Source organism: Streptomyces klenkii, assembly GCF_003626645.1.
In the GTDB taxonomy this organism is placed as follows: Bacteria; Actinomycetota; Actinomycetes; order Streptomycetales; family Streptomycetaceae; genus Streptomyces; species Streptomyces klenkii.
Window position 1 is genome coordinate 1 of the sequence record NZ_RBAM01000019.1, and the last position, 20,372, is coordinate 20,372.

Sequence of the window (20,372 nt, forward strand, 5' to 3'; positions counted from 1 at the left end):
CCAACCAGATCAACAACGTGCTGGTCTTCCCGGGTGTCTTCCGCGGCCTTCTGGACGCGCAGTCCCGCACCGTCGACACCGGCATGATGCTCGCCGCCGCCAGGGCCCTCGCCGACGTCGTCACCGAGGACGAACTCAACGCGAACTACATCATCCCCAGCGTCTTCAACGAGAAGGTCGCGGGGACGGTCGCGGGCGCGGTGCGCGAGGCCGCGAAAGCCGCCGGCGCGGCTGTGACGGGCACCACGACCGTCTGATGACGGCGCGTCGCGGGCCTTCGGGCCCGCGACCTGCCCCTAAGGTGTCGGGCAGAAATCAGGCCGCAGAAATGCGGCTGTATCCGAGGCTGTGCCGCTTTCCGTGTGACTCTCCAGGGTGCCGGATTGGCTTTCCCGCCACTGGTGGGGGCAGGATGCGTAACCGGGCGCGAGGGTCTGGCAACGGACCCGGGTCCGGGGACTGTCCGAGGGCCCTGGCAGCATCGGCTTCGATCTCACGCCTCATTGGCAAGAAGAACACGGGAGTACAACATGAACCGCAGTGAGCTGGTGGCCGCGCTGGCCGACCGCGCCGAGGTGACCCGCAAGGACGCCGACGCCGTTCTGGCCGCGCTCGCCGAGACCGTCGGCGAGGTCGTCGCCAAGGGCGACGAGAAGGTCACCATCCCCGGCTTCCTGACCTTCGAGCGCACCCACCGTGCCGCTCGGACCGCTCGCAACCCGCAGACGGGTGAGCCGATCCAGATCGCTGCCGGTTACAGCGTGAAGGTCTCCGCGGGCTCCAAGCTCAAGGAAGCCGCCAAGGGCAAGTAAGCGCCTTTAGCGCTGCGCTCAGCGCTGAGAGGGCGGTCACCCCGGTCGGGGTGACCGCCCTTTGGGCTTTCCAGGGGCCCGTACGGGCCTGGAAGGGGCCGTACGGGCCCCAAGGTCACCGGGATGCACGAAAGCGCCTGTACGGGCCTTGAATGGCTCGTACAGGCGCTTACGCCCCGTCAGAAGAAGGGCCCTCAGGCCGCGGTGCGGCCCGCCGTGCGGCGAGGAAGCCTCAGGCCGCGGTGCCGCCGCCCGGGAGTTCCACGTTCGCGCCGAGGTCCTTCAGCTTCTGCATGCTGTGCTTTCCCGGGGGATAACCCCCGGACCCCCAGCCGGGGGCCGCGTCGTGGTGGCGCGGAAGCCTCAGGCCGCGGTGCCGCCGCCGGGCAGCTCCACGTTCGCGCCCAGGTCCTTGAGCTTCTGCATGAAGTTCTCGTAGCCGCGGTTGATCAGGTCGATGCCGTGGACGCGCGAGGTGCCCTCGGCCGCCAGGGCCGCGATCAGGTACGAGAAGCCGCCGCGGAGGTCCGGGACGACCATGTCGGAGCCCTGGAGCTTCGTCGGGCCGGAGACGACCGCCGAGTGCAGGAAGTTCCGCTGACCGAAGCGGCAGGCGGAACCGCCCAGGCACTCGCGGTACAGCTGGATGTGAGCACCCATCTGGTTCAGCGCCGAGGTGAAGCCGAGGCGCGACTCGTACACCGTCTCGTGGACGATGGACAGGCCCGCCGCCTGCGTCAGCGCCACGACCAGCGGCTGCTGCCAGTCGGTCTGGAAACCGGGGGCGACGTCCGTCTCCAGTGCGATGGCGTTGAGCGAGCCGCCCGGGTGCCAGAAGCGGATGCCCTCGTCGTCGATCTCGAAGGCACCGCCGACCTTGCGGTAGGTGTTGAGGAACGCGACCATAGAGCGCTGCTGCGCGCCGCGCACGTAGATGTTGCCCTTGGTGGCCAGCGCCGCGGACGCCCAGGAGGCCGCCTCCAGGCGGTCGGACAGGGCGCGGTGGTTGTAGCCGCCGAGCTTGTCGACACCGGTGATCCGGATGGTCCGGTCGGTGTCCATGGCGATGATCGCGCCCATCTTCTGCAGCACGCAGATGAGGTCTTCGATCTCCGGCTCCACGGCCGCGTTGGACAGCTCCGTGACGCCCTCCGCCAGGACGGCGGTCAGCAGGACCTGCTCGGTCGCGCCGACCGAGGGGTAGGGCAGGCGGATCTTGCAGCCGCGCAGCCGCTGCGGGGCCTCCAGGTACTGGCCGCCCTCGCGCTTCTCGATGGTCGCGCCGAACTGGCGCAGCACCTCGAAGTGGAAGTCGATCGGCCGGCCGCCGATGTCGCAGCCGCCCAGGCCCGGGATGAAGGCGTGGCCCAGCCGGTGCAGCAGCGGGCCGCACAGCAGGATCGGGATGCGCGAGGAGCCGGCGTGCGCGTCGATGTCCGCGACGTTGGCGCTCTCCACGTACGTGGGGTCGAGGACCAGCTCGCCGGGCTCGTCGCCGGGGCGGACGGTCACGCCGTGCAGCTGCAGCAGTCCGCGCACGACGCGGACGTCGCGGATGTCGGGGACGTTGCGCAGCCGGCTGGGGCCGTGCCCGAGCAGGGCGGCGACCATGGCCTTGGGCACGAGGTTCTTCGCGCCGCGGACACGGATCTCGCCCTCGAGCGGGGTACCGCCGTGGACAAGCAGGACATCGTCAGGGCCGGTCATGGATCTCGCGTTCCTGGAGTTGGGCAGGGGGCAAGAAGAAAGGGTAATGCGACGAGGGGGCCCTCCTGCATGCCTGAGGGGGCTCCGGGCACGTTATGGTTTTGCAACAACACGCTCCGTTAATGGAATGGTCGCTACCGGTTAGCGTGGCGCGCCCGGGCCGCCCCTTTCTTGCCGGAGTGGGCGTCCGCCCCCCGCGCGGGCCCGAAATGCGGGATCATGTGCCCATGTCCGAGGTGTCCTCGCTCACAGGACGACTGCTCGTTGCGACACCGGCGCTCGCTGACCCGAACTTCGACCGCGCGGTGGTGCTGCTGCTCGACCACGACGAGGAGGGTTCCCTCGGAGTGATCCTGAACCGCCCGACCCCCGTCGGGGTGGCGGACATCCTGGAGTCCTGGGCCGCGCTGGCCGGGGAGCCGGGCGTGGTCTTCCAGGGCGGCCCCGTCTCGCTGGACTCGGCGCTGGGGGTGGCCGTCGTGCCGGGGGAGGGGGCGGGCTCCGCCGCCCTCGTCGGCGACGGCCCCCTCGGCTGGCGGCGCGTCCACGGCGCGATCGGCCTCGTCGATCTGGAGGCCCCGCCGGAGCTGCTCGCCGCCGCCCTCGGCTCGCTGCGGATCTTCGCCGGCTATGCCGGCTGGGGCCCGGGCCAGCTGGAGGACGAGCTGGTGGAGGGCGCGTGGTACGTGGTGGAGTCCGAGCCGGGTGACGTCTCCTCGCCCGACCCCTCGCAGCTGTGGCGCGCGGTGCTGCGCCGCCAGCGCAACGAGCTGGCGATGGTGGCCACGTATCCGGACGACCCGAGCCTTAACTGACTCGGCGGTGCGCCCCAGTACCCTTGGAGACCATGAGCACTCTTGAGCCCGAGCGCGGGGCAGGGACCGGCACCCTCGTAGAGCCGACGCCGCAGGTGTCGCACGGCGACGGCGACCACGAGCGCTACGCCCATTACGTCCAGAAGGACAAGATCATGGAGAGCGCGCTCTCCGGTTCCCCGGTCGTCGCCCTGTGCGGCAAGGTCTGGGTCCCGGGGCGCGACCCGAAGAAGTACCCGGTCTGTCCGATGTGCAAGGAGATCTTCGAAGGCATGGGCGCCGGAGGGGACAAGGACGGCAAGGGCGGCAAGGGCGGCGACAAGAAGTAGCCCCCGGCCTCCCCGTTTGCAGGCCGCACACCACTTCCCGGCCCCCGGAGCGCGCTACGGCGCGTCCCGGGGGCCGTGTGCGTTGCACGGAGTGCGGTGCGCGGCGGCGTGCGTTGCACGGGGCGCTTTCGCCGATCACAGAGTGGTAGAGACCTCTTGTCGGGGGCATGGCACGCCCCTAGTCTCCTGCCAGTTGTGCTGAGCGAAACGCCCATTGCGTATGTTGCAACGCCACGCGGGAGGGATCCATCCCCATGACGCTGCCCGGTCGCTTATCCCGTCCCCTGTCCGCTGCGGCGGCCCTGGTGGCCGCCGCCCTGGCCGCCACCGCCCTGACCGCCTGCGCCCCCTCCACCTCCTCCGCGGGCGCCGCCGGGGGCGACGAACGGACGGGGCGCCTGCGCGTCTGGCTCTTCCGGGAGGTCGACAACGGGCCCAAGGAGGCCGTGGTCGGCAAGTCCCTCGCCGCCTTCGCCCGGGAGCACCGCGGCGCCCGCGCCGAGGTCACCTACATCCCCGTCGAGACGCGCGCCCAGCGGATCAAGGCCGCCTTCAACGACCCCCGCAGCGCCCCGGACGTCATCGAGTACGGCAACACCGACACTGCCGGCTACGTCCGGGACGGCGGACTGGCCGACGTCACCGCCGACTTCGCCGCCTGGCCCGAGGCACGGGACACCGACCCCGCCGCCCGCCGCTCCGTCACCGTGGACGGGAAGGTCTACGGCGCCCCGCTGTTCGTCGGCGTGCGCGCCCTCTACTACCGCACGGACGTCTTCCGCGAGCTCGGCCTGCGCCCGCCGCGCACCCAGGACGAGCTCGCGCGGACCGCCCGCCGCATCCACCAGGAGCGGCCGGAGCTCTACGGGCTCGTGGTCGGCGGCTCGTACACGTACGGCGCCCTGCCGTTCCTGTGGGCCAACGGCGGCGCGCTGGCGGAGAAGAAGGGCAGGAAGTACACCGCGGCCGTCGACAGCGAGGCGGCGAAGCGCGGCATCACCGCGTACACCGCCCTCTTCGGCGAGCACAACTGCCCGCCCGCCAAGTGCGCGCAGATGGGCGGCAACGCCACCGTGGAGGCGTTCGCCTCGGGCAAGGCGGCCATGGCCATCGGCGGGGACTTCAGCCACCGGGCCGTCGAGAACGGCAAGGCCAAGGGCAGGTACGCGGTCGTGCCGCTGCCCGGCGCCGAGGAGGGCAGCATCGCCCCCGCGTTCGCGGGCGGGAACAACATCGGTGTCCTCAAGAGCAGTTCCCACCGCACGCTCGCCGTCGAGCTGATGCGCACCCTCACCGGCAAGCGCACCCAGTCCGGCCTCTTCGACGCCATGGGCTTCCTGCCCACCTACACGGACGTGCGCCGCGAGGCGGCCCGCAGACAGCCCTACGCCGAACCCTTCGTGAGGACGCTCGCGGCGGGCGCGGCCTTCGTGCCCGTGACACCCGCGTGGGGCGCCATCGACGCGGGGCAGGTGCTGCCGTCCATGTTCCAGGAGATCGTGAGCGGCCGCAGGAGCGTGGACGCGGCGGCCTCCGCCGCGGCGAAGAAGATGAACAGCGCCTTCAGGGCCGCGGGCTGAGGGCGGCGGGCCGACACGATGCGCACCCGCAGCCGGTGGACCCCCTGGCTCTACCTCGCCCCCGCCCTCGTCCTCCTCGGCGGCCTGCTGCTCTACCCCGTCTACGAGCTCGGGCTCATCTCCTTCCTGGAGTACACCCAGGCCCAGGTCAGCGGCGGCCGCCCGACCTCCTTCCAGGGCCTCGGCAACTACGCCGCGCTCTGGCGCGACGGCCAGTTCCGGGAGGTGCTCGCCGCCACCGTCCTCTTCGCGGCCGCGTGCGTGGCCGCCACCCTCGCCACCGGCTGCGCGCTCGCCGTGCTCCTCACCCGCGTCCGCGCCCTGCCCCGCCTCGCCCTGATGACCGCGGCGCTCGGCGCCTGGGCCACGCCCGCCGTCACCGGCTCGACGGTCTGGCTCTTCCTCTTCGACCCCGACTTCGGGCCTGTGGACAAGTTCCTCACCCGGCTCGGTATGAGCGGTTTCGACGGCTACTCGTGGACGTACGACCGCTACAGCGCCTTCGCGCTCGTCCTCCTCGAAGTCGTCTGGTGCTCGTTCCCCTTCGTCATGGTGACCGTCTACGCCGGCATCCGGGCCATCCCCGAGGAGGTCCTGGAGGCCGCCGCCCTGGACGGTGCCTCGCAGTGGCGCACCTGGCGCGCGGTCACGGCGCCGATGCTGCGGCCGATCCTCGTCGTCGTCACCATCCAGTCGGTCATCTGGGACTTCAAGGTCTTCACCCAGATCTACGTGATGACCAACGGCGGAGGGATCGCCGGGCAGAACCTGACCCTGAACGTCTACGCGTACCAGAAGGCGTTCGCGTCCTCGCAGTACAGCCTCGGCTCGGCCATCGGCGTCGTGATGCTGCTGATCCTGCTGGCCGTCACGCTCGCGTACCTGCGGCTGCTGCGCAGACAAGGGGAGGAGATATGAGCTTCACTCGCGTCCGCAGCCTCACTCGCGGTCAGAGCGTTCGGAGCATTCGCAGCGTCCTCCGCGTCCGCCGCCCGTGGCGCCTCGCCGCCGAGGCCGCCGCCCTGCTGACCGCCGCCGTGGTGGCCTTCCCGCTCTACTGGATGGTCCTGTCCGCGGTGAAACCCGCCGGCGAAGTGCAGTCGGACCGGCCCCGCCCCTGGACGTCCGCGCCCTCCCTGGACGCCTTCCGCCGCGTCTTCGGGCAGCAGGACTTCGCGCGCTACTTCCTCAACAGCCTGCTCGTCGCGGCCACCGTGGTCGTCGTTTCCGCGCTCGTGGCCTTCCTCGCCGCGACCGCCGTCACCCGCTTCCGCTTCCGGTTCCGGACGACCCTGCTCGTGATGTTCCTCGTCGCCCAGATGGTGCCGGTCGAGGCCCTCACCATCCCGCTGTTCTTCCTCCTGCGCGACGCGGGCACGTACGTGCCCGGCATCGGCCTCAACACGCTCGGCTCGCTGATCCTGCCGCACATCGCCTTCTCGCTGCCCTTCGCGATCTGGATGCTGCGCGGGTTCGTCCGGGCGGTGCCGGAGTCGCTGGAGGAGGCCGCGTACCTCGACGGCGCGAGCCGCGCCCGGTTCCTGTGGCGGATCCTCTTCCCGCTCGTCTTCCCGGGGCTCGTCGCGACGAGCGTCTTCTCGTTCATCTCGACGTGGAACGACTTCCTCTTCGCGAAGTCCTTCATCGTCAGCGCCACCGAGAACTCAACCCTCCCGATGGCGCTCCTCGTCTTCTTCAAGGACGAGGGCAACGACTGGGGCGGCATCATGGCGGCGTCCACCGTCATGACCGTGCCGGTGCTCGTTTTCTTCGTACTGGTACAGCGGAGGCTCGTGTCGGGCCTCGGCGGAGCGGTGAAGGACTGACTGACACATGACCGGCTTCGAACCGAGCCTGATCCCCCTGCCCCGCCGTATCGAAGGGATCCCGCCCGCGAAGGGCGTCGGCATCCTCGACGAGTGCACCGCCGTGAACGCCGGTCCCGGCACGGAGGGCGTCGCGCGCTGGCTGCGCGCCACGGTCGGCGCGGCCACCGGCCTGCCCCTGCCCGACGGCGACGGCGACGAGCACCACGACACCATCGTCCTCCGCATCTGCCCGGAGGTGGCGCGCGAGCTCGGGCCCGAGGGATACCGGTTCTGTCATGAGGGTGACGGAATCGCCATCGACGGCGGCAGCGCGGCCGGCGTCTTCCGGGGCGCGCAGACCTTCCGTCAGCTGCTCGGGCCGGAGGCCTTCCGGCGGGCGCCGGTCACCGGGGAGCGCGAGTGGGCCGTGCCCATCACCACCATCGAGGACGCGCCGCGGTTCGCCTGGCGCGGCGTCCTCCTCGACGTCGCCCGCCACTTCCTGCCCAAGGACGGCGTGCTGCGGTACCTGGACCTGCTCGCCGCGCACAAGCTCAACGTCCTGCACCTGCACCTGACGGACGACCAGGGCTGGCGGATCGAGATCCTGCGCCACCCCCGCCTCACGGAGGTGGGTGCGTGGCGGGCCCGCACCAAGCTGGGGCACCGGGCCTCGCCGCTGTGGGACGAGCGGCCGCACGGCGGCTACTACACGCAGGACGACATCCGCGAGATCGTCGCGTACGCCGCCGAGCGCCACATCACCGTCGTCCCCGAGATCGACGTCCCCGGGCACTCGCAGGCCGCCATCGCCGCGTACCCCTGGCTGGGCAACACCGACGTCACCGGCACCGCCGCCCCGGAGGTGTGGGACACGTGGGGCGTCAGCCCGAACGTCCTCGCCCCGTCCGACCGGACCCTCGCCTTCTACGAGGACGTGCTGACGGAGGTCCTGGAGCTCTTCCCGTCCCCCTTCGTGCACATCGGGGGCGACGAGTGCCCCAAGGACCAGTGGCGGGCGTCGCCGGCCGCGCAGGCCCGCATCCGCGAGCTGGGCCTGGCCGGCGAGGACGAGCTGCAGAGCTGGTTCGTCCGGCACTTCGACCGCTGGCTCGCCGAGCGCGGCCGCCGCCTCATCGGCTGGGACGAGATCCTGGAAGGCGGCTTGGCCGAAGGCGCCGCGGTGTCGTCGTGGCGGGGCTACGCGGGCGGGATCGCGGCGGCGCGCGCCGGGCACGACGTCGTCATGTGCCCCGAACAGCACGTGTACCTCGACCACCGGCAGGCGGCCGGTACCGACGAGCCCGTACCCATCGGCTACGTCCGCACCCTGGAGGACGTCTACCGCTTCGACCCCGTGCCGCCGGGGCTCGGCGAGGCCGGGGCCGCCCGCGTCCTGGGCGCCCAGGCCAACCTCTGGAGCGAGGTGACGGAGAACCAGCAGCGCCTCGACTACCAGGCCTTCCCGCGCCTCGCCGCCTTCGCCGAGGCCGTCTGGTCGCACCTGCCCGCCCCCGCCGAGCGCGACTACCCGGCGTTCGAACGCCGTATGACCGCCCATTACGCCCGGCTCGACGCCCTCGGCGTGGACTACCGGCCCCCGGGCGGCCCCAGGCCCTGGCAGCGCCGCCCCGGCGTCCTCGGACGCCCGATCGAGGGCGCGCCCCCGATCGTGTGAGCCACGGCCAAGCTGCGCGCCACGGCGGCGGACGGCTGGCACGGTGGTCCTTCACACACTGCCGTAAGTCGTAAAAAGGCCCCCTGACAATGGCAATCCGTACACAACGGGGACACCCCCGAAAATCGGACCATTCGCATTGCCGGGGACGGATCGGCGGTTCGTGGACCCTCGCGACGGCGGAGTCCGAAGATGTGCCAGAGTTGCCACGTCCGGGCCGTGAGGACGTACCGTACGGCGGGATCGTACGGCGGGATCAGGCCGGACAGCCGGGACCACCGGGGAAGGGGCAGCTGGGTTGACCACGCACGCACCGCAGGCAGCGCACACGGTGACGCTGCCGGGCTCGCTCGACGAGGCCGTGGCGGCGCTGGCCGCCATGCCCGCGGCCGTGCCCGTCGCGGGTGGCACCGATCTGATGGCCGCCGTCAACTCCGGGCTGCTGCGGCCCGCCGGGCTCGTCGGCCTCGGCCGCATCAGCGAGATCCGCGGCTGGCAGTACCAGGACGGCCACGCCCTGCTCGGCGCCGGCCTCACCCACGCCCGGATGGGCCGCCCCGACTTCGCGGCCCTCATCCCGGCGCTCGCGGCCGCGGCGCGCGCCGCCGGCCCGCCCCAGATCCGCAACGCCGGCACCCTCGGGGGCAACATCGCCTCCGCCGCGCCGACCGGCGACGCCCTGCCCGTCCTCGCCGCCCTCGAAGCCTCCCTCATCATCGCCGGCCCCGGCGGCGGCCGCCGCGAGATCCCCGTCGGCCACCTCCTCACCGGCTACGAGATGCTCGGCCCCGGCGAGCTCATCGGCTACGTTCGCGTGCCGTTGCTGCACGCCCCGCAGACCTTCCTCAAGGCCACCGGCCGCACCGGCCCCGGCCGCGCCACCGCGTCCGTGGCCGTCGTCCTCGACCCCGCGCGCCGGGGCGTGCGCTGCGCGGTGGGCGCCGTAGCGCCCATGCCGCTGCGCCCGCTCGACGCCGAGCGCTGGGTCGCCTCCCTCATCGACTGGGACGGCGAGCGCACGCTCGCCCCCGAGGCGTGCACCGCCTTCGGCGAGTACGTCGCCGCGGCGTGCATCCCGGACCCCGCGCCCGCTCTCGACGGCGGGGAGCCGGGCACCCTGCCGCCCGCCGCGCTGCACCTGCGTCGTACGGTGGCGACTCTGGCCCGCCGAGCACTGGGGAGGGCACTCGCGTGAGTGACGAACAGCGACAGGCCCACGCCGCCGGCCCGGCCGGCTGGCAGCCGATCCCGCGCGGCGGGGAGTACGACGAGGGCACCACGTTCCTGCAACTTCCGCCGGAGCTCCTCGCCCACCCGGGCGCGGCCATGTCCGGCACGGGCGCCTGGGACCCGCTGGCCGCGGCCGGTTCGGGCGGGTACGTCCCGCCGTCCGCGGACTCCTGGCAGCAGGCTCCGGCGGCCGCGGGGGCGCACGGGCAGTGGGGGGTGCCGCAAGCGTCGGCAGCGCCTCAGCCCGAGGCCCACGGCGCCGATCCGCAGGCCACGGCGGAGTGGCCGATGCCGGGCGACGGCTCGGTGGGCGCGTCCGGTTCGACCGGCCAGTGGTCGGTACCGGCTGCGGGCGACGACCCCGTTGACGAGTCCGGTGAGTACGTGGTGCAGGGGGGCGCGGCGGCGCAGGACCCTGCGGGCGCGGCTCCGGCTCCTGCCCCCGCTCCGTGGTCCGCGCAGCCCGTCGACGATTCCTGGCGCCAGTCCCTGGCCGCGGCCACGCCTGCCGCCGGTACGCCCATTGCGGGCGACACCGGCCAGTGGTCGGTTCCGGTGGTGTCCGAGGGCGCGGTGGACGCATCCGACGCGTCCGGTGAGTACGCGCTGGGCGGCTTTACGAGCCCGGTCGGCCCGGTTGCCTCCGCCGCATCGGACGCCTCCGCGGCCTCGGGCGCCTCCGTCGCCGGGCATTCCGCTTCCGCCGAGCCGCCGGCCGTGGACGTGACGGGCGCGTTCACCGTGCCGCAGTACGTCACGGATGTCACCGGTACGGGCGATAATCCGGGCGGCGTGGAGACGGTCGCCGCCGCGGAGGAGCCGGAGCGGGCGGTGCAGTCTGCACAGCTTGCACAGCCGGAGGGCTCCGCAGGTGAGCCGGAGCAGCAGCCGGAGCCTCAACAGTCCGACCATCAGCAGCCCGAGCATCAGCAGCACGCCCAGCCCGTACCGCCGCAGCAGCCGATGCACGCGGAGTCGTTCGGCCACGCGGAGCAGGCCGAGAGGACCGGGGGGAACGGGCTCGGCGAGCAGCCCGGCCTGCCGACCCTGTCACAGGAGCCGGAGCAGCCGGGGGAGCAGTCGGCGGAGCGGCCCGCCCAGCCGGAGCAGCACGCCCAGCCCACGCAGGCCGAGCCGTTCGTACCGCAGCAGAGCGGGCCGGAGGCGGCCGATGCCGCAGCCGCAGCCGTGGCCGCGGGCGATTCCGTAGCTGATGCCGTGGCCGATTCCGTAGCCGGTTCCGTAGCCCCGGCGGCAGCCGGCGGGCTCGTCCACGAGGACCCGGCGCCGACCGCGTACGCCCCCCTCGGCCACGACCCGCTCGGTGCGGATCCCCTCGGTGCGGACCCCCTCGGGATCGGCGCCCCCCACACCGAGCACCCCTGCGCCTCGTACGTCCTGCGCGTCAACGGCACCGACCGGCCCGTCACCGACGCCTGGATCGGGGAGTCGCTGCTGTACGTGCTGCGCGAGCGTCTCGGCCTGGCCGGGGCCAAGGACGGCTGCTCGCAGGGCGAGTGCGGGGCCTGCTCCGTGCAGGTCGACGGGCGGCTCGTCGCGTCCTGCCTCGTCCCGGCGGCCACGACCGCCGGCTCCGAGGTCCGTACGGTCGAGGGCCTGGCCGTCGGCGGACGGCCGTCCGACGTACAGCGGGCGCTCGCCGAGTGCGGCGCCGTGCAGTGCGGCTTCTGCGTGCCGGGCATGGCGATGACCATGCACGACCTGCTGGAGGGCAACCACGCCCCGACCGAGCTGGAGACCCGCCAGGCCATCTGCGGCAACCTCTGCCGCTGCTCGGGCTACCGGGGCGTGCTCGACGCGGTCCGCCAGGTCGTCGGCGAGCGCGAAGCCGCCGCGGCGCATGAGCAGGAGCTCCAGCAGGGGACGCAGCCGGAGTTCCAGCCGGAGTTCCAGCCAGGGCTCCAGGACGCGCAGCAGCAGTACGAGCAGCAGCAGTACGAGCAGTACGAGGCCGGGCAGCCGGATGCGGACCAGGCCCGTATCCCGCACCAGGCGGGCCCGCACGGCGGGGGCAGCGGAAGGGCGACGGCATGACGGGAAGCGGCGGAATGGACGGCATGACGGGAACGACCGGCATGACCGATGGCGGCGCCACAGCCATCACCGTTCCCACGCTCGCCCCGCCCGGCGGCCACGCCGAACCGACGCACGGCATCGGCGCCTCCCTCCCCCCGGCCGACGCGGAGGCCAAGACCCAGGGCATCTACCCGTACGCGGCCGACCTGTGGGCGGAAGGCCTGCTGTGGGCCGCGCTCCTGCGCTCCCCGCACCCGCATGCCCGCATCCTGTCGATCGACACCTCCGAGGCCGCCCGGATGCCGGGCGTCCGCGCCGTCGTCACGCACGCGGACGTGCCGGGCGACGCCGCCCACGGCCGTAAGGTCGCCGACCGGCCGGTGTTCGCGTCCGAGCTCGTGCGCCACCACGGCGAGCCGATCGCCGCCGTCGCGGCCGACCACCCCGACACGGCCCGGCTGGCCGCGGCGGCCATCGCTGTCGAGTACGAGGTGCTGGAGCCGGTCACCGACCCCGAGCAGGCCTTCTCCGCCGAGCCGCTGCACCCCGACGGCAATCTGATCCGCCACATCCCGCTGCGCTTCGGCGACCCGGAGGCGGTCGGCGAAGTGATCGTCGAGGGCCTGTACCGCATCGGCCGCCAGGACCCCGCGCCCATCGGCGCCGAGGCCGGCCTGGCCGTGCCCCGCCCCGACGGCGGCGTCGAGATCTACACCGCGTCGACGGACCCGCACGCCGACCGCGACCTCGCCGCGGCCTGCTTCGGCCTGGCGCCCGAGCGCGTCAAGATCGTCGTCACCGGCGTGCCCGGCGCGACGGGCGACCGCGAGGACCCCGGCATGCAGCTGCCGCTCGGCCTGCTTGCCCTGCGCACCGGCCGGCCCGTCAAGCTCGTCGCCACCCGCGAGGAGTCCTTCCTCGGCCACCCGCACCGCCACCCCACCCTGCTGCGCTACCGCCACCACGCGGACGCCGACGGCAAGCTGGTGAAGGTCGAGGCGCAGATCCTGCTGGACGCCGGCGCCTACGCCGACTCCTCCTCCGACGCGCTGGCCGCCGCCGTGGCCTTCGCCTGCGGCCCGTACGTCGTCCCGCACGCCTTCGTCGAAGGCTGGGCCGTCCGTACGAACAACCCGCCGTCCGGCCACGTGCGCGGCGAGGGCGCCATGCAGGTGTGCGCCGCGTACGAGGGCCAGATGGACAAGCTCGCGGCGCGCCTGGGCCTCGACCCGGCCGAGCTGCGCCTGCGCAACGTGATGGCCACGGGCGACCTGCTGCCCACCGGCCAGACCGTCACCTGCCCCGCGCCCGTCGCCGAACTCCTGCGCGCCGTCCGCGACTACCCGCTGCCCGCCCTCCCCTCCGACGACCCCGAGGAGGAGTGGGTGCTGCCCGGCGGCCCCGACGGCGCGGGCGAGGCCGGCGCGGTGCGGCGCGGCGTCGGCTACGGCCTGGGCATGGTGCACATGCTCGGCGCGGAGGGCGCGGACGAGGTCTCGACGGCGACGGTCAAGGTGACCGGCCCGACGGCCACGGTCATCTGCGCCGCCGTGGAGACGGGGCAGGGCTTCTCTACCCTGGCCCGCCAGATCGTCCAGGAGGTCCTCGGCCTGGACGAGGTCTACGTCGCCCCCGTCGACACCGACCAGCCCCCCTCCGGCCCCGGCGCGCACAGCCGCCACACGTGGGTCTCGGGCGGCGCGGTCGAGCGGGCGGCGCGGATGGTCCGCACGCAGCTGTTGCAGCCGCTGGCCGCACAGTTCGGCATGTCCGCGGAGCTCCTGACGATCACCGACGGCAAGATCACGTCGTACGACGGCGTCCTCAGCACGACGGTCGCCGAAGCCCTGGACGGCAAGGAACTCTGGGCCACGGCCCAGTGCCGCCCCCACCCCACGGAGCCGCTGGACGAGTCGGGCCAGGGGGACGCGTTCGTGGGCATCGCTTTCTGCGCGGTGCGCGCGGTGGTGGACGTGGACGTAGAACTGGGCTCCGTCCGTGTCGTCGAAATGGCGGTCGCCCAGGACGTGGGCCGAGTCCTCAACCCCGCCCAGGCGAGGGCCCGCATCGAAGCGGGAGTGACCCAGGGCGTGGGCGCGGCCCTGACGGAGAACCTCCGCACGGCGGCGGGCCTCGTCCGCCGCCCGGACTTCACGGGCTACGCCCTGCCCACGTCGATGGACACCCCGGACGTCCACATCGTGAAGCTGGTGGAGGAACGGGACGTCGTGGCCCCGTTCGGCGCCAAGGCGATCAGCGCGGTCCCGGTGGTGACGTCCCCGGCGGCGGTGGCGGCAGCGGTACGCGCGGCAACGGGCCGCCCGGTCAACCGCCTCCCGATCCGCCCGCAGGCGGCGGTTGCCGCTTCCGTCAACTCCTGAGTACCCGTACTTATGTGAGTGTCACTGCACGGCAGTAGTGTGTAGCGTGAAGTTACATGTGACGGCCGGTGGTTGACCGGGGGCCGGCGGGTGGGGAAGGCAGTGAAGAGGCGCACGTGACTGAGGACGCATCGCCCAAGGGGGGCTTCGCAGCCGAACTGGCCTCGCTGAGGAAGTTCAAGGGCCGGGTGGACGAGCTGCTGCGGACGCTGGACGAATCCGACGGGGCACCGAGCAAGGTCGCCGACACGGGCTTGACGCAAGCCCACTTGGGCGAGCACTTCAACGCCGCCGAGGCGCTCTACGGGGTCTACCACTCCGTCCACACGGACCTGGTGACCCTGTCCAAGCTGCTCAACGACCAGATCGGCGCACTCGGCGACGCCATGCTGGAAGCCCACGGAGGCTACGCCGGCACGGACGCGGAGGAGCGGGAGAAGCTCTGGGCGATCCACGAGCGGATGCAGCGCCAGTACGACCCGAAACTCGACCCGGACGCGGAGGCGGCCCAGCCGCACACGTCGAGAACGGGGCCCCGCACGGAACTGCGCGCCGACGGCGGCAACAACGGATCAGGCAGGCCCACCCACTTCTAGACGAGGGAAGGAAGCACAGCACTCATGACCGACCACGCCCTGCCCAGAAGTGACAAGGACCCGCGGCTCCTGCCGATGTGCACGCCTGTCCAGAACTTCTACGCCATCCCGCACGAGAAGCTCCAGGCCATGGTCGAGCACGCGGACCAGCACAAGGTCTTCGCGGTCGCCCTCACCCTCAACGGCGCGGCCCAGGCCATCAAGAAGCTCGGCGACGACCTCAAAAAGCACATGGAGGGCGTCGTCTGGTCGGGCCCGGCCGGCGAAGCCTTTCGCAAGTGGGGAAACTCCATGGCCAATGAGACGCTCCGGCTCAGTGATTACGCCAAGGAGGTCGACAAGTGGATGAACTTCGCGTCCACCGACCTGGGCAGCGCACGGCGTATGCCGAAGTACTCTCCGCAGGACAAGGCCACGGTCGACGCTTGGCTGAAGAACCACCCGCTGGCACTGGGCAAGGTCCCCATGCCCGGCCTGGAGCCTCTCGGCGGCAACAACCTGGTGAGCGGCGGCCCGACGCAGAAAGAGGCGTACGACGCCCAGAAGCGGCTCGACGACAACCATAAGGCAGCAGCTGGGCTGATGAAGGCGCTGTCGGAGTCGTACGACCAGTCGGCGACGCAGATCTTGCGGGCGGGCAGGCCTAATTTCCGGCCTATGCCGGATCAGATGATGCCGTCAGCCCGGGAGCCTGAACGGGACGGCCTTGAGCACGTCGGCTTGGCCGGTGATGTTTCCGGCGCGCAATCGTCTGGTGGAGCTGCTGGAGTCTCGTCAGTCGGCTATTCAGGTCGTGAGGCGCTTGCACGGAGTTCCGAGGGCGTGTCGACACCGTCTCAACCTGTGGAACGGATTAGTAGGCGTCCGGACCTTGACCTCTCCGGCGGTGTTGAGGCACCACATCGCGTGCCGGTACCGCAGCCCGACCGACCTCCGGTCACTCCGCCGGACGCCGGGAAACCTGAGATCCCCGTGCCGCATGTCCCTGTGCCCAGTTGGCCGAGGCCTGAGCGACGCCCTGATGCAGGTCGCCGCCCAGGAGGGCCGATTCCTGATCGGGGCGGACGGCCCACACCTAGGATTCCGACCCCTGGGACCGGCCCCGGTACCAGCCGCCGTCCGGACATCCAGCTGCCGAACGTGCCGCGCGACGGCATCGTCGGCGGTCGCCCCACGCCGCGCGGACCATCTGCGCCGACGCAGAACCCCGGACGGGTTCCGGTATTCGGTACGGAGCCCTCCCCGCGGCAGGGCCAGACCCGACCGCCCATGGTCCCCGGTACGGGCTTTGGTGGAATGCCGGGTCCTGTGACTGGCAGCCCAGGAGCCGGGAGGACCAGGGCGACGGAGCCCGGCGGAGTCGTCGGAGGGCGCCCCGGGGGCGGCGGCGCAGCCTTCACACCAGGTGGCTCGGGTCTGGTGCGTGGCGTGGGCACAGGGGAGAACCGCAACAACGCCTCTGGAAGGCCGGGGGTAACGGGCGGCTTCATGCCTGCGGCAGGTCTGGGTGGTGCCTCTCCGGAGCGGCGGTCTGGCGGTCGCCGCCCTGACTACCTTGTCGAGGACGAGGAGACCTGGAACCAGGATGGTAAGCGTGTTGTGCCGCCAGTGATCGAGTAGAGGAAACCTACATGCGCAGTGCTCGTGCTGTTGCTTCTCTTTTGGTCGGCCTGACTATGGTCGGGGTTGCGGTCTTGCCAGCTCACGCCGACACCATCCGCTCCAGGCAATGGCATCTGGACGCCATGCACGCGGAAGAGATGTGGGAGACGGGTACCGGTGCTGGCGTCACAGTCGCAGTGATCGACACCGGAGTCGATGCGAGTCTGCCCGACCTAGAGGGACAGGTCCTCGAAGGGAAAAACTTCTCGGGCGAGCCGGGTGATGCTCATACGGATCCCAACGGCCACGGCACAGGGATGGCCGCCCTGATCGCTGGAACAGGGAAGCGAGGCAGTGATACGGGAGCCTACGGCCTTGCTCCCGGGGCGAAGATTCTCCCTGTTCGTGTCGGAGGGAAGTACTTCAAGGACGGCTCCGAGAGCATGGTCGCCGCACTCCGGTATGCGGCGGAATCAGACGCCAAGATCATCAATATTTCTCAGGGCGGCCCGGGATGGAGCGAGGAAGAGGGGAAGGCCATCGCCTATGCCTTGAGCAAGGGAAAAATGATCTTTGCATCAGTCGGAAACACCGGCGACAAGGGAAACTCGGTGGAGTATCCATCCTCCGCTCCCGGTGTCATCGGTGTGGCTGCACTCGACCAGGAGGGCGCTCCCGCCAAGTGGTCGCAGCACGGGCCCCAAGTCGACCTCGCTGCCCCGGGGGTGGATATGGTCGCAGCCTGCCCAGGCGGCACCGGTATATGTCGGAGCAGGGGCACAAGTGATGCTTCCGCCCTCGCCTCCGCCTCCGCCGCCCTAATCTGGTCCGTCCACCCCAACTGGACCGCCAACCAGGTCACCCGCGTCCTCATCAACACCGCAGGGGGGCCTGACACCGGGGAGAAGCGCAACGACTACGTCGGCTACGGCGCCGTCCGTCCCCGTATCGCCCTCAAGGACCCGGGCGACCCGGGCCCGGCCGACGTGAACCCTCTCCCGGGGCCAGCAGCTTCGCAGGCGCCGAAGAGCGACGACGGCACGGACAGCGCTGACAGGCTCTCGAAGCCCTCAGGCGCCGAAGCCTCGGCGAACAACGGTGGCGCCGCTACCAAATGGATCGCCCTCGGCGCCGGAGCAGCCGTCCTCGTGGGCGCCGCCATTACCACCCCGATTCTCCTCTCCCGCCGCCGCAAGGCCGGCCAGGGCGCCACGCCCCTCTGAATGTGTCGGAGGAAGGCGGTGCATGGGGATACCCCGAGTATGGAAAGTTCTTCAGAACGGTTCGTTTCACCATCACCACCGAGCGCAAGCTCGATGGTGCCCGGGTAGTAAACGCCACTGATCGGGATCTACCTGTCAAGCTCCTGACCGCTTTCGCCGAGGACGCGGTCAGGAGGCACGGCGAGGGCTGATCAGTGTCGTGGCTGGGCGCCTGGCGGTAGCCGACGTCCCTGCCGTTGTCTGTGTCCTACAGGCTGGTTCGCCTAGCGCACTCTGCGCCAGGTCCACCCCGAACTGAGGACCACTTTCTCCAGGGCCTTCTTCACATCGCGCGTATCCAGCGTCGTGACTCGGCGCCGACGGCCGTCGGGCCCCCTCTCGCGTGTCCATTCCACAGTGAATGTCCCCCCGGGGCGGTACCCGTGTTGCATAGATGGCCCACCCCCGGCGGAAGACCACTGTTCCTGGACAGCCTGCACCTCATGCCCTGACGGGTCCAGATACATCCGGAGCCTAAGTCTCCGCTCCTCCTGCCGATCGGAGTTGTCGAAACTGCTCGTCCGGAACCACCACTCCGCCACCACGTCGGCGTGCTCAGCAGGACCGGCGTTGCGTATGAGAAAAGGAACGCGTAGACCGTTGATTGCGAGCATTGCGTCCCGGACCTCCAAGGCGGAAAGCGGCACGACATCACTGTCGGGGTACTTGGTGCCGAGCAATTTGTCCCATAGGCGGCCCATCGCTAGATCTCCACCCTGGCGCTGGGGCGCACTGTGCGCACGAAGTCCTGGAAGTCCGCAAGGACGGTGTCATGCTGGGCCGTGGTGGTGGTCAGGGTCAGCCGGACTGCTGCCTGTTGGCGAGGGTCCGCGACATCCACTACGGACAGGTAGACCTGGGACTGGACGAGGTCGTGGCGTGCACTGCCGACGGCGGCCGCGAAGGACAGCCGTTGAATCAGGGCGGGAGTGTCCGCGGAGCCGACCTCGCGGCGATCGACCAACACCACCGACTCAGCGAAGTGGCGTAGGCGCTTCACCGATTCTTCGGCGATCTCATCCAGCATTTCCGCGTCCGGCCGGTACTCGCCATCGATGGTGATGTTGGCGGTGAAACCGGCGTCCGACTGAGGATGGACCGCGGCGAAGGCCACACCAGTGGCGCCGCCTGTCTCTGGATCGACGGCGAGCCAGCCGTCGGGCAGGCGGAATTCGAGCGGTACCGGCAGTGCTGCGTCCAACTCGGAGCCTCCTTTCATGGGGGAGCGCATCAGAACCAGCTGCTCACAGTGTTCTTGACGGAGCCGGCGGCATCACCTATCGCATCGGCCGCATGGATGGCGGCCTTGCCGAACTTGTGCGGATCGACGGTGATCTCGGCTCCCAGAGCACCGCCGAGGGGCGCGGCGACACCTGCCTTGGCACCGATCTTCCACTTGCCGGTCTTCTCGTCCTTCTCGTAGCCGAACTTGCCCTCCGCTCCGCCGCCGGCCCACCCCTCGGCCGTTCCGCCGATGCCAATGCCGGCGAACTCGAAGCCGCCGGCTACGCCACCCTTCGCTCCGGCGAATGCCTTCGCGCCCACGCCGACCTCTTTCTTGGTCGCTTTGGCGCTGACTCCGGCCTCTTCGCCGACGAATCCCTCAGCCCGTCCATAGAGAGGGATATGCCCGCTGTCTTCGCGTACTTCGACCATGCCTCGCCCACCCCAGGACGCCTCGGCGCTGGCGCTGGCACCCTTCTGGCTGAAGCCGTAGTTCGCTGTGGTCCTCGCTCCCGCGTAGGCGTCGGCGGTCACCGACACATCCGCTGGCCCGTCGGTCAGCGATCTCTTCGCGGTGACATGCCCCACGTCGCCGTATGCCTTGAGCCTGCCCTCCTTGCCGTACGAGGGGCTGCCAGTTGCGGAGGAGCCGACACCGGGGCCGGTGGTCGTGACTTTCCACCCGTCGGGCTTCGTAGTACCGGCCCCCGGTGTTCCGGCCTTCGCCAAGTCGCTCTCGGCGTGCGCGTTGAATCCGCCAAGGCCCGGCGCGCGTCCCAGCGCGCGCCTGACACTCTGGTCGGCCTCGTCCACGGCTCCCACCGCCTTGGCGATGGCGTCGGTCCACTCCTGCGCCTTCTGCTGGGCATCGGCTACGGCCCGGGGGTAGTCCGGATCGTGCTGGAGAGCCTGCTTCTCCTGTGCGGACAGCTTGTCGAAGCCCACGTACGTGGCCTTGCCGGAGCCGTCGACCTTGAAGTCCTTGGCCTTGGCATCGGCGACCAGGTCTTTCACGGTTTTCTGTAGTCGGGAAAGCTCGGTGTGCGCCTGCTTCAAGAGGCTGGCGACGGCCAGTGCCTCCGCCTTGGCTGCGGCATATTCGGAGGCTGTGACCGTGGCACTGTCCTGATGCGCAGCGCGGGCTTGTCCCTGCCAATTGCCGTTGGACAGCGCACGATGGACGTGTGTCTCGTAATTGTCCTTCAGCTCTCCGAAGCGCTCTCCCATTTTCTGCCACAGCCCGGAAGCGTTCAGTAGCGGCGCCAGATCGGCGGTCGTCACGTCTTTGTAGCTCAGCGGCACGGTCGACCC

Annotated in this window: 17 protein-coding genes; 14 read left to right on the top strand and 3 right to left on the bottom strand. The window is 71.0% G+C overall.

The annotated features are described in order from the left end of the window. Together D7231_RS30240 and D7231_RS30250 are read left to right on the top strand one after the other, a co-directional pair. On the top strand, nt 1–257 hold a 257-nt coding region (locus tag D7231_RS30240), incomplete at its 5' end, for a malic enzyme-like NAD(P)-binding protein (RefSeq protein ID WP_277875661.1). A 273-nt stretch (nt 258–530) separates the two neighbouring features. Further along, on the top strand, nt 531–812 hold the full coding sequence (locus D7231_RS30250) for an HU family DNA-binding protein (RefSeq protein ID WP_004951951.1): 282 nt from the start codon (nt 531–533) through the stop codon (nt 810–812). Nucleotides 813–1,175: 363 nt separating this feature from the next. Here D7231_RS30250 and murA read toward each other — a convergent pair whose 3' ends face one another. Continuing rightward, nucleotides 1,176–2,519, bottom strand: a complete 1,344-nt coding sequence (murA, locus tag D7231_RS30255) for a UDP-N-acetylglucosamine 1-carboxyvinyltransferase (RefSeq protein ID WP_120758806.1) — start codon at nt 2,517–2,519, stop codon at nt 1,176–1,178. Between the two features lie 227 nt (nt 2,520–2,746). On the opposite strand from murA, the gene D7231_RS30260 reads away from it, so the two are divergent. From D7231_RS30260 to mycP, 12 genes are all read left to right on the top strand, one after another. Continuing rightward, complete coding sequence (locus tag D7231_RS30260; RefSeq protein ID WP_120758807.1) at nt 2,747–3,334, top strand: YqgE/AlgH family protein; 588 nt, start codon at nt 2,747–2,749, stop codon at nt 3,332–3,334. Nucleotides 3,335–3,366: 32 nt separating this feature from the next. Then, nucleotides 3,367–3,663, top strand: coding sequence for a DUF3039 domain-containing protein (locus D7231_RS30265; RefSeq protein WP_120758808.1), 297 nt, complete (start codon nt 3,367–3,369; stop codon nt 3,661–3,663). Between the two features lie 254 nt (nt 3,664–3,917). After that, entirely contained in the window at nt 3,918–5,243 is a 1,326-nt protein-coding gene (locus D7231_RS30270; protein ID WP_120758809.1) for an extracellular solute-binding protein, read from the top strand. An 18-nt stretch (nt 5,244–5,261) separates the two neighbouring features. Beyond that, a complete protein-coding gene (locus tag D7231_RS30275) occupies nt 5,262–6,161 on the top strand; it encodes a carbohydrate ABC transporter permease (RefSeq protein ID WP_120758810.1) in 900 nt (299 codons plus the stop codon). Continuing rightward, nucleotides 6,158–7,069, top strand: a complete 912-nt coding sequence (locus D7231_RS30280; RefSeq protein WP_120758811.1) for a carbohydrate ABC transporter permease — start codon at nt 6,158–6,160, stop codon at nt 7,067–7,069. The genes D7231_RS30275 and D7231_RS30280 overlap by 4 nt, the downstream gene beginning before the upstream one ends. A 7-nt stretch (nt 7,070–7,076) precedes the next feature. Continuing rightward, complete coding sequence (locus tag D7231_RS30285; protein WP_120758812.1) at nt 7,077–8,729, top strand: beta-N-acetylhexosaminidase; 1,653 nt, start codon at nt 7,077–7,079, stop codon at nt 8,727–8,729. Nucleotides 8,730–9,027: 298 nt separating this feature from the next. Next, entirely contained in the window at nt 9,028–9,924 is an 897-nt protein-coding gene (locus D7231_RS30290) for an FAD binding domain-containing protein (RefSeq protein WP_120758813.1), read from the top strand. Further along, on the top strand, nt 9,921–12,014 hold the full coding sequence (locus tag D7231_RS37865) for a 2Fe-2S iron-sulfur cluster-binding protein (protein ID WP_241999998.1): 2,094 nt from the start codon (nt 9,921–9,923) through the stop codon (nt 12,012–12,014). The genes D7231_RS30290 and D7231_RS37865 overlap by 4 nt, the downstream gene beginning before the upstream one ends. Before the next feature lie 41 nt (nt 12,015–12,055). Next, nucleotides 12,056–14,377: a xanthine dehydrogenase family protein molybdopterin-binding subunit gene (locus D7231_RS30300; RefSeq protein ID WP_120758874.1), complete on the top strand. Its 2,322-nt coding sequence runs from the start codon at nt 12,056–12,058 to the stop codon at nt 14,375–14,377. A 116-nt stretch (nt 14,378–14,493) separates the two neighbouring features. Further along, on the top strand, nt 14,494–14,973 hold the full coding sequence (locus D7231_RS30305; protein WP_120758814.1) for a hypothetical protein: 480 nt from the start codon (nt 14,494–14,496) through the stop codon (nt 14,971–14,973). Between the two features lie 24 nt (nt 14,974–14,997). Next, nucleotides 14,998–16,593: a hypothetical protein gene (locus D7231_RS36280; RefSeq protein ID WP_147449816.1), complete on the top strand. Its 1,596-nt coding sequence runs from the start codon at nt 14,998–15,000 to the stop codon at nt 16,591–16,593. Nucleotides 16,594–16,604: 11 nt separating this feature from the next. Continuing rightward, entirely contained in the window at nt 16,605–17,798 is a 1,194-nt protein-coding gene (mycP, locus tag D7231_RS30315; RefSeq protein WP_120758816.1) for a type VII secretion-associated serine protease mycosin, read from the top strand. A 742-nt stretch (nt 17,799–18,540) separates the two neighbouring features. On the opposite strand, the gene D7231_RS30325 is transcribed toward mycP, so the two are convergent. Together D7231_RS30325 and D7231_RS30330 are read right to left on the bottom strand one after the other, a co-directional pair. Further along, nucleotides 18,541–19,038: a hypothetical protein gene (locus tag D7231_RS30325; protein ID WP_120758818.1), complete on the bottom strand. Its 498-nt coding sequence runs from the start codon at nt 19,036–19,038 to the stop codon at nt 18,541–18,543. Between the two features lie 29 nt (nt 19,039–19,067). Next, entirely contained in the window at nt 19,068–20,363 is a 1,296-nt protein-coding gene (locus D7231_RS30330; RefSeq protein ID WP_120758819.1) for a hypothetical protein, read from the bottom strand. Between the last annotated feature and the right edge of the window lie 9 nt (nt 20,364–20,372).

Coding starts and splice junctions, on each gene's coding strand:
- D7231_RS30250 (WP_004951951.1), top strand. CDS start 531: ATGAACCGCAGTGAGCTGGTGGCCGCGCTGGCCGACCGCGCCGAGGTG.
- murA (WP_120758806.1), bottom strand. CDS start 2,519: ATGACCGGCCCTGACGATGTCCTGCTTGTCCACGGCGGTACCCCGCTC.
- D7231_RS30260 (WP_120758807.1), top strand. CDS start 2,747: ATGTCCGAGGTGTCCTCGCTCACAGGACGACTGCTCGTTGCGACACCG.
- D7231_RS30265 (WP_120758808.1), top strand. CDS start 3,367: ATGAGCACTCTTGAGCCCGAGCGCGGGGCAGGGACCGGCACCCTCGTA.
- D7231_RS30270 (WP_120758809.1), top strand. CDS start 3,918: ATGACGCTGCCCGGTCGCTTATCCCGTCCCCTGTCCGCTGCGGCGGCC.
- D7231_RS30275 (WP_120758810.1), top strand. CDS start 5,262: ATGCGCACCCGCAGCCGGTGGACCCCCTGGCTCTACCTCGCCCCCGCC.
- D7231_RS30280 (WP_120758811.1), top strand. CDS start 6,158: ATGAGCTTCACTCGCGTCCGCAGCCTCACTCGCGGTCAGAGCGTTCGG.
- D7231_RS30285 (WP_120758812.1), top strand. CDS start 7,077: ATGACCGGCTTCGAACCGAGCCTGATCCCCCTGCCCCGCCGTATCGAA.
- D7231_RS30300 (WP_120758874.1), top strand. CDS start 12,056: ATGACCGATGGCGGCGCCACAGCCATCACCGTTCCCACGCTCGCCCCG.
- D7231_RS36280 (WP_147449816.1), top strand. CDS start 14,998: ATGACCGACCACGCCCTGCCCAGAAGTGACAAGGACCCGCGGCTCCTG.
- mycP (WP_120758816.1), top strand. CDS start 16,605: ATGCGCAGTGCTCGTGCTGTTGCTTCTCTTTTGGTCGGCCTGACTATG.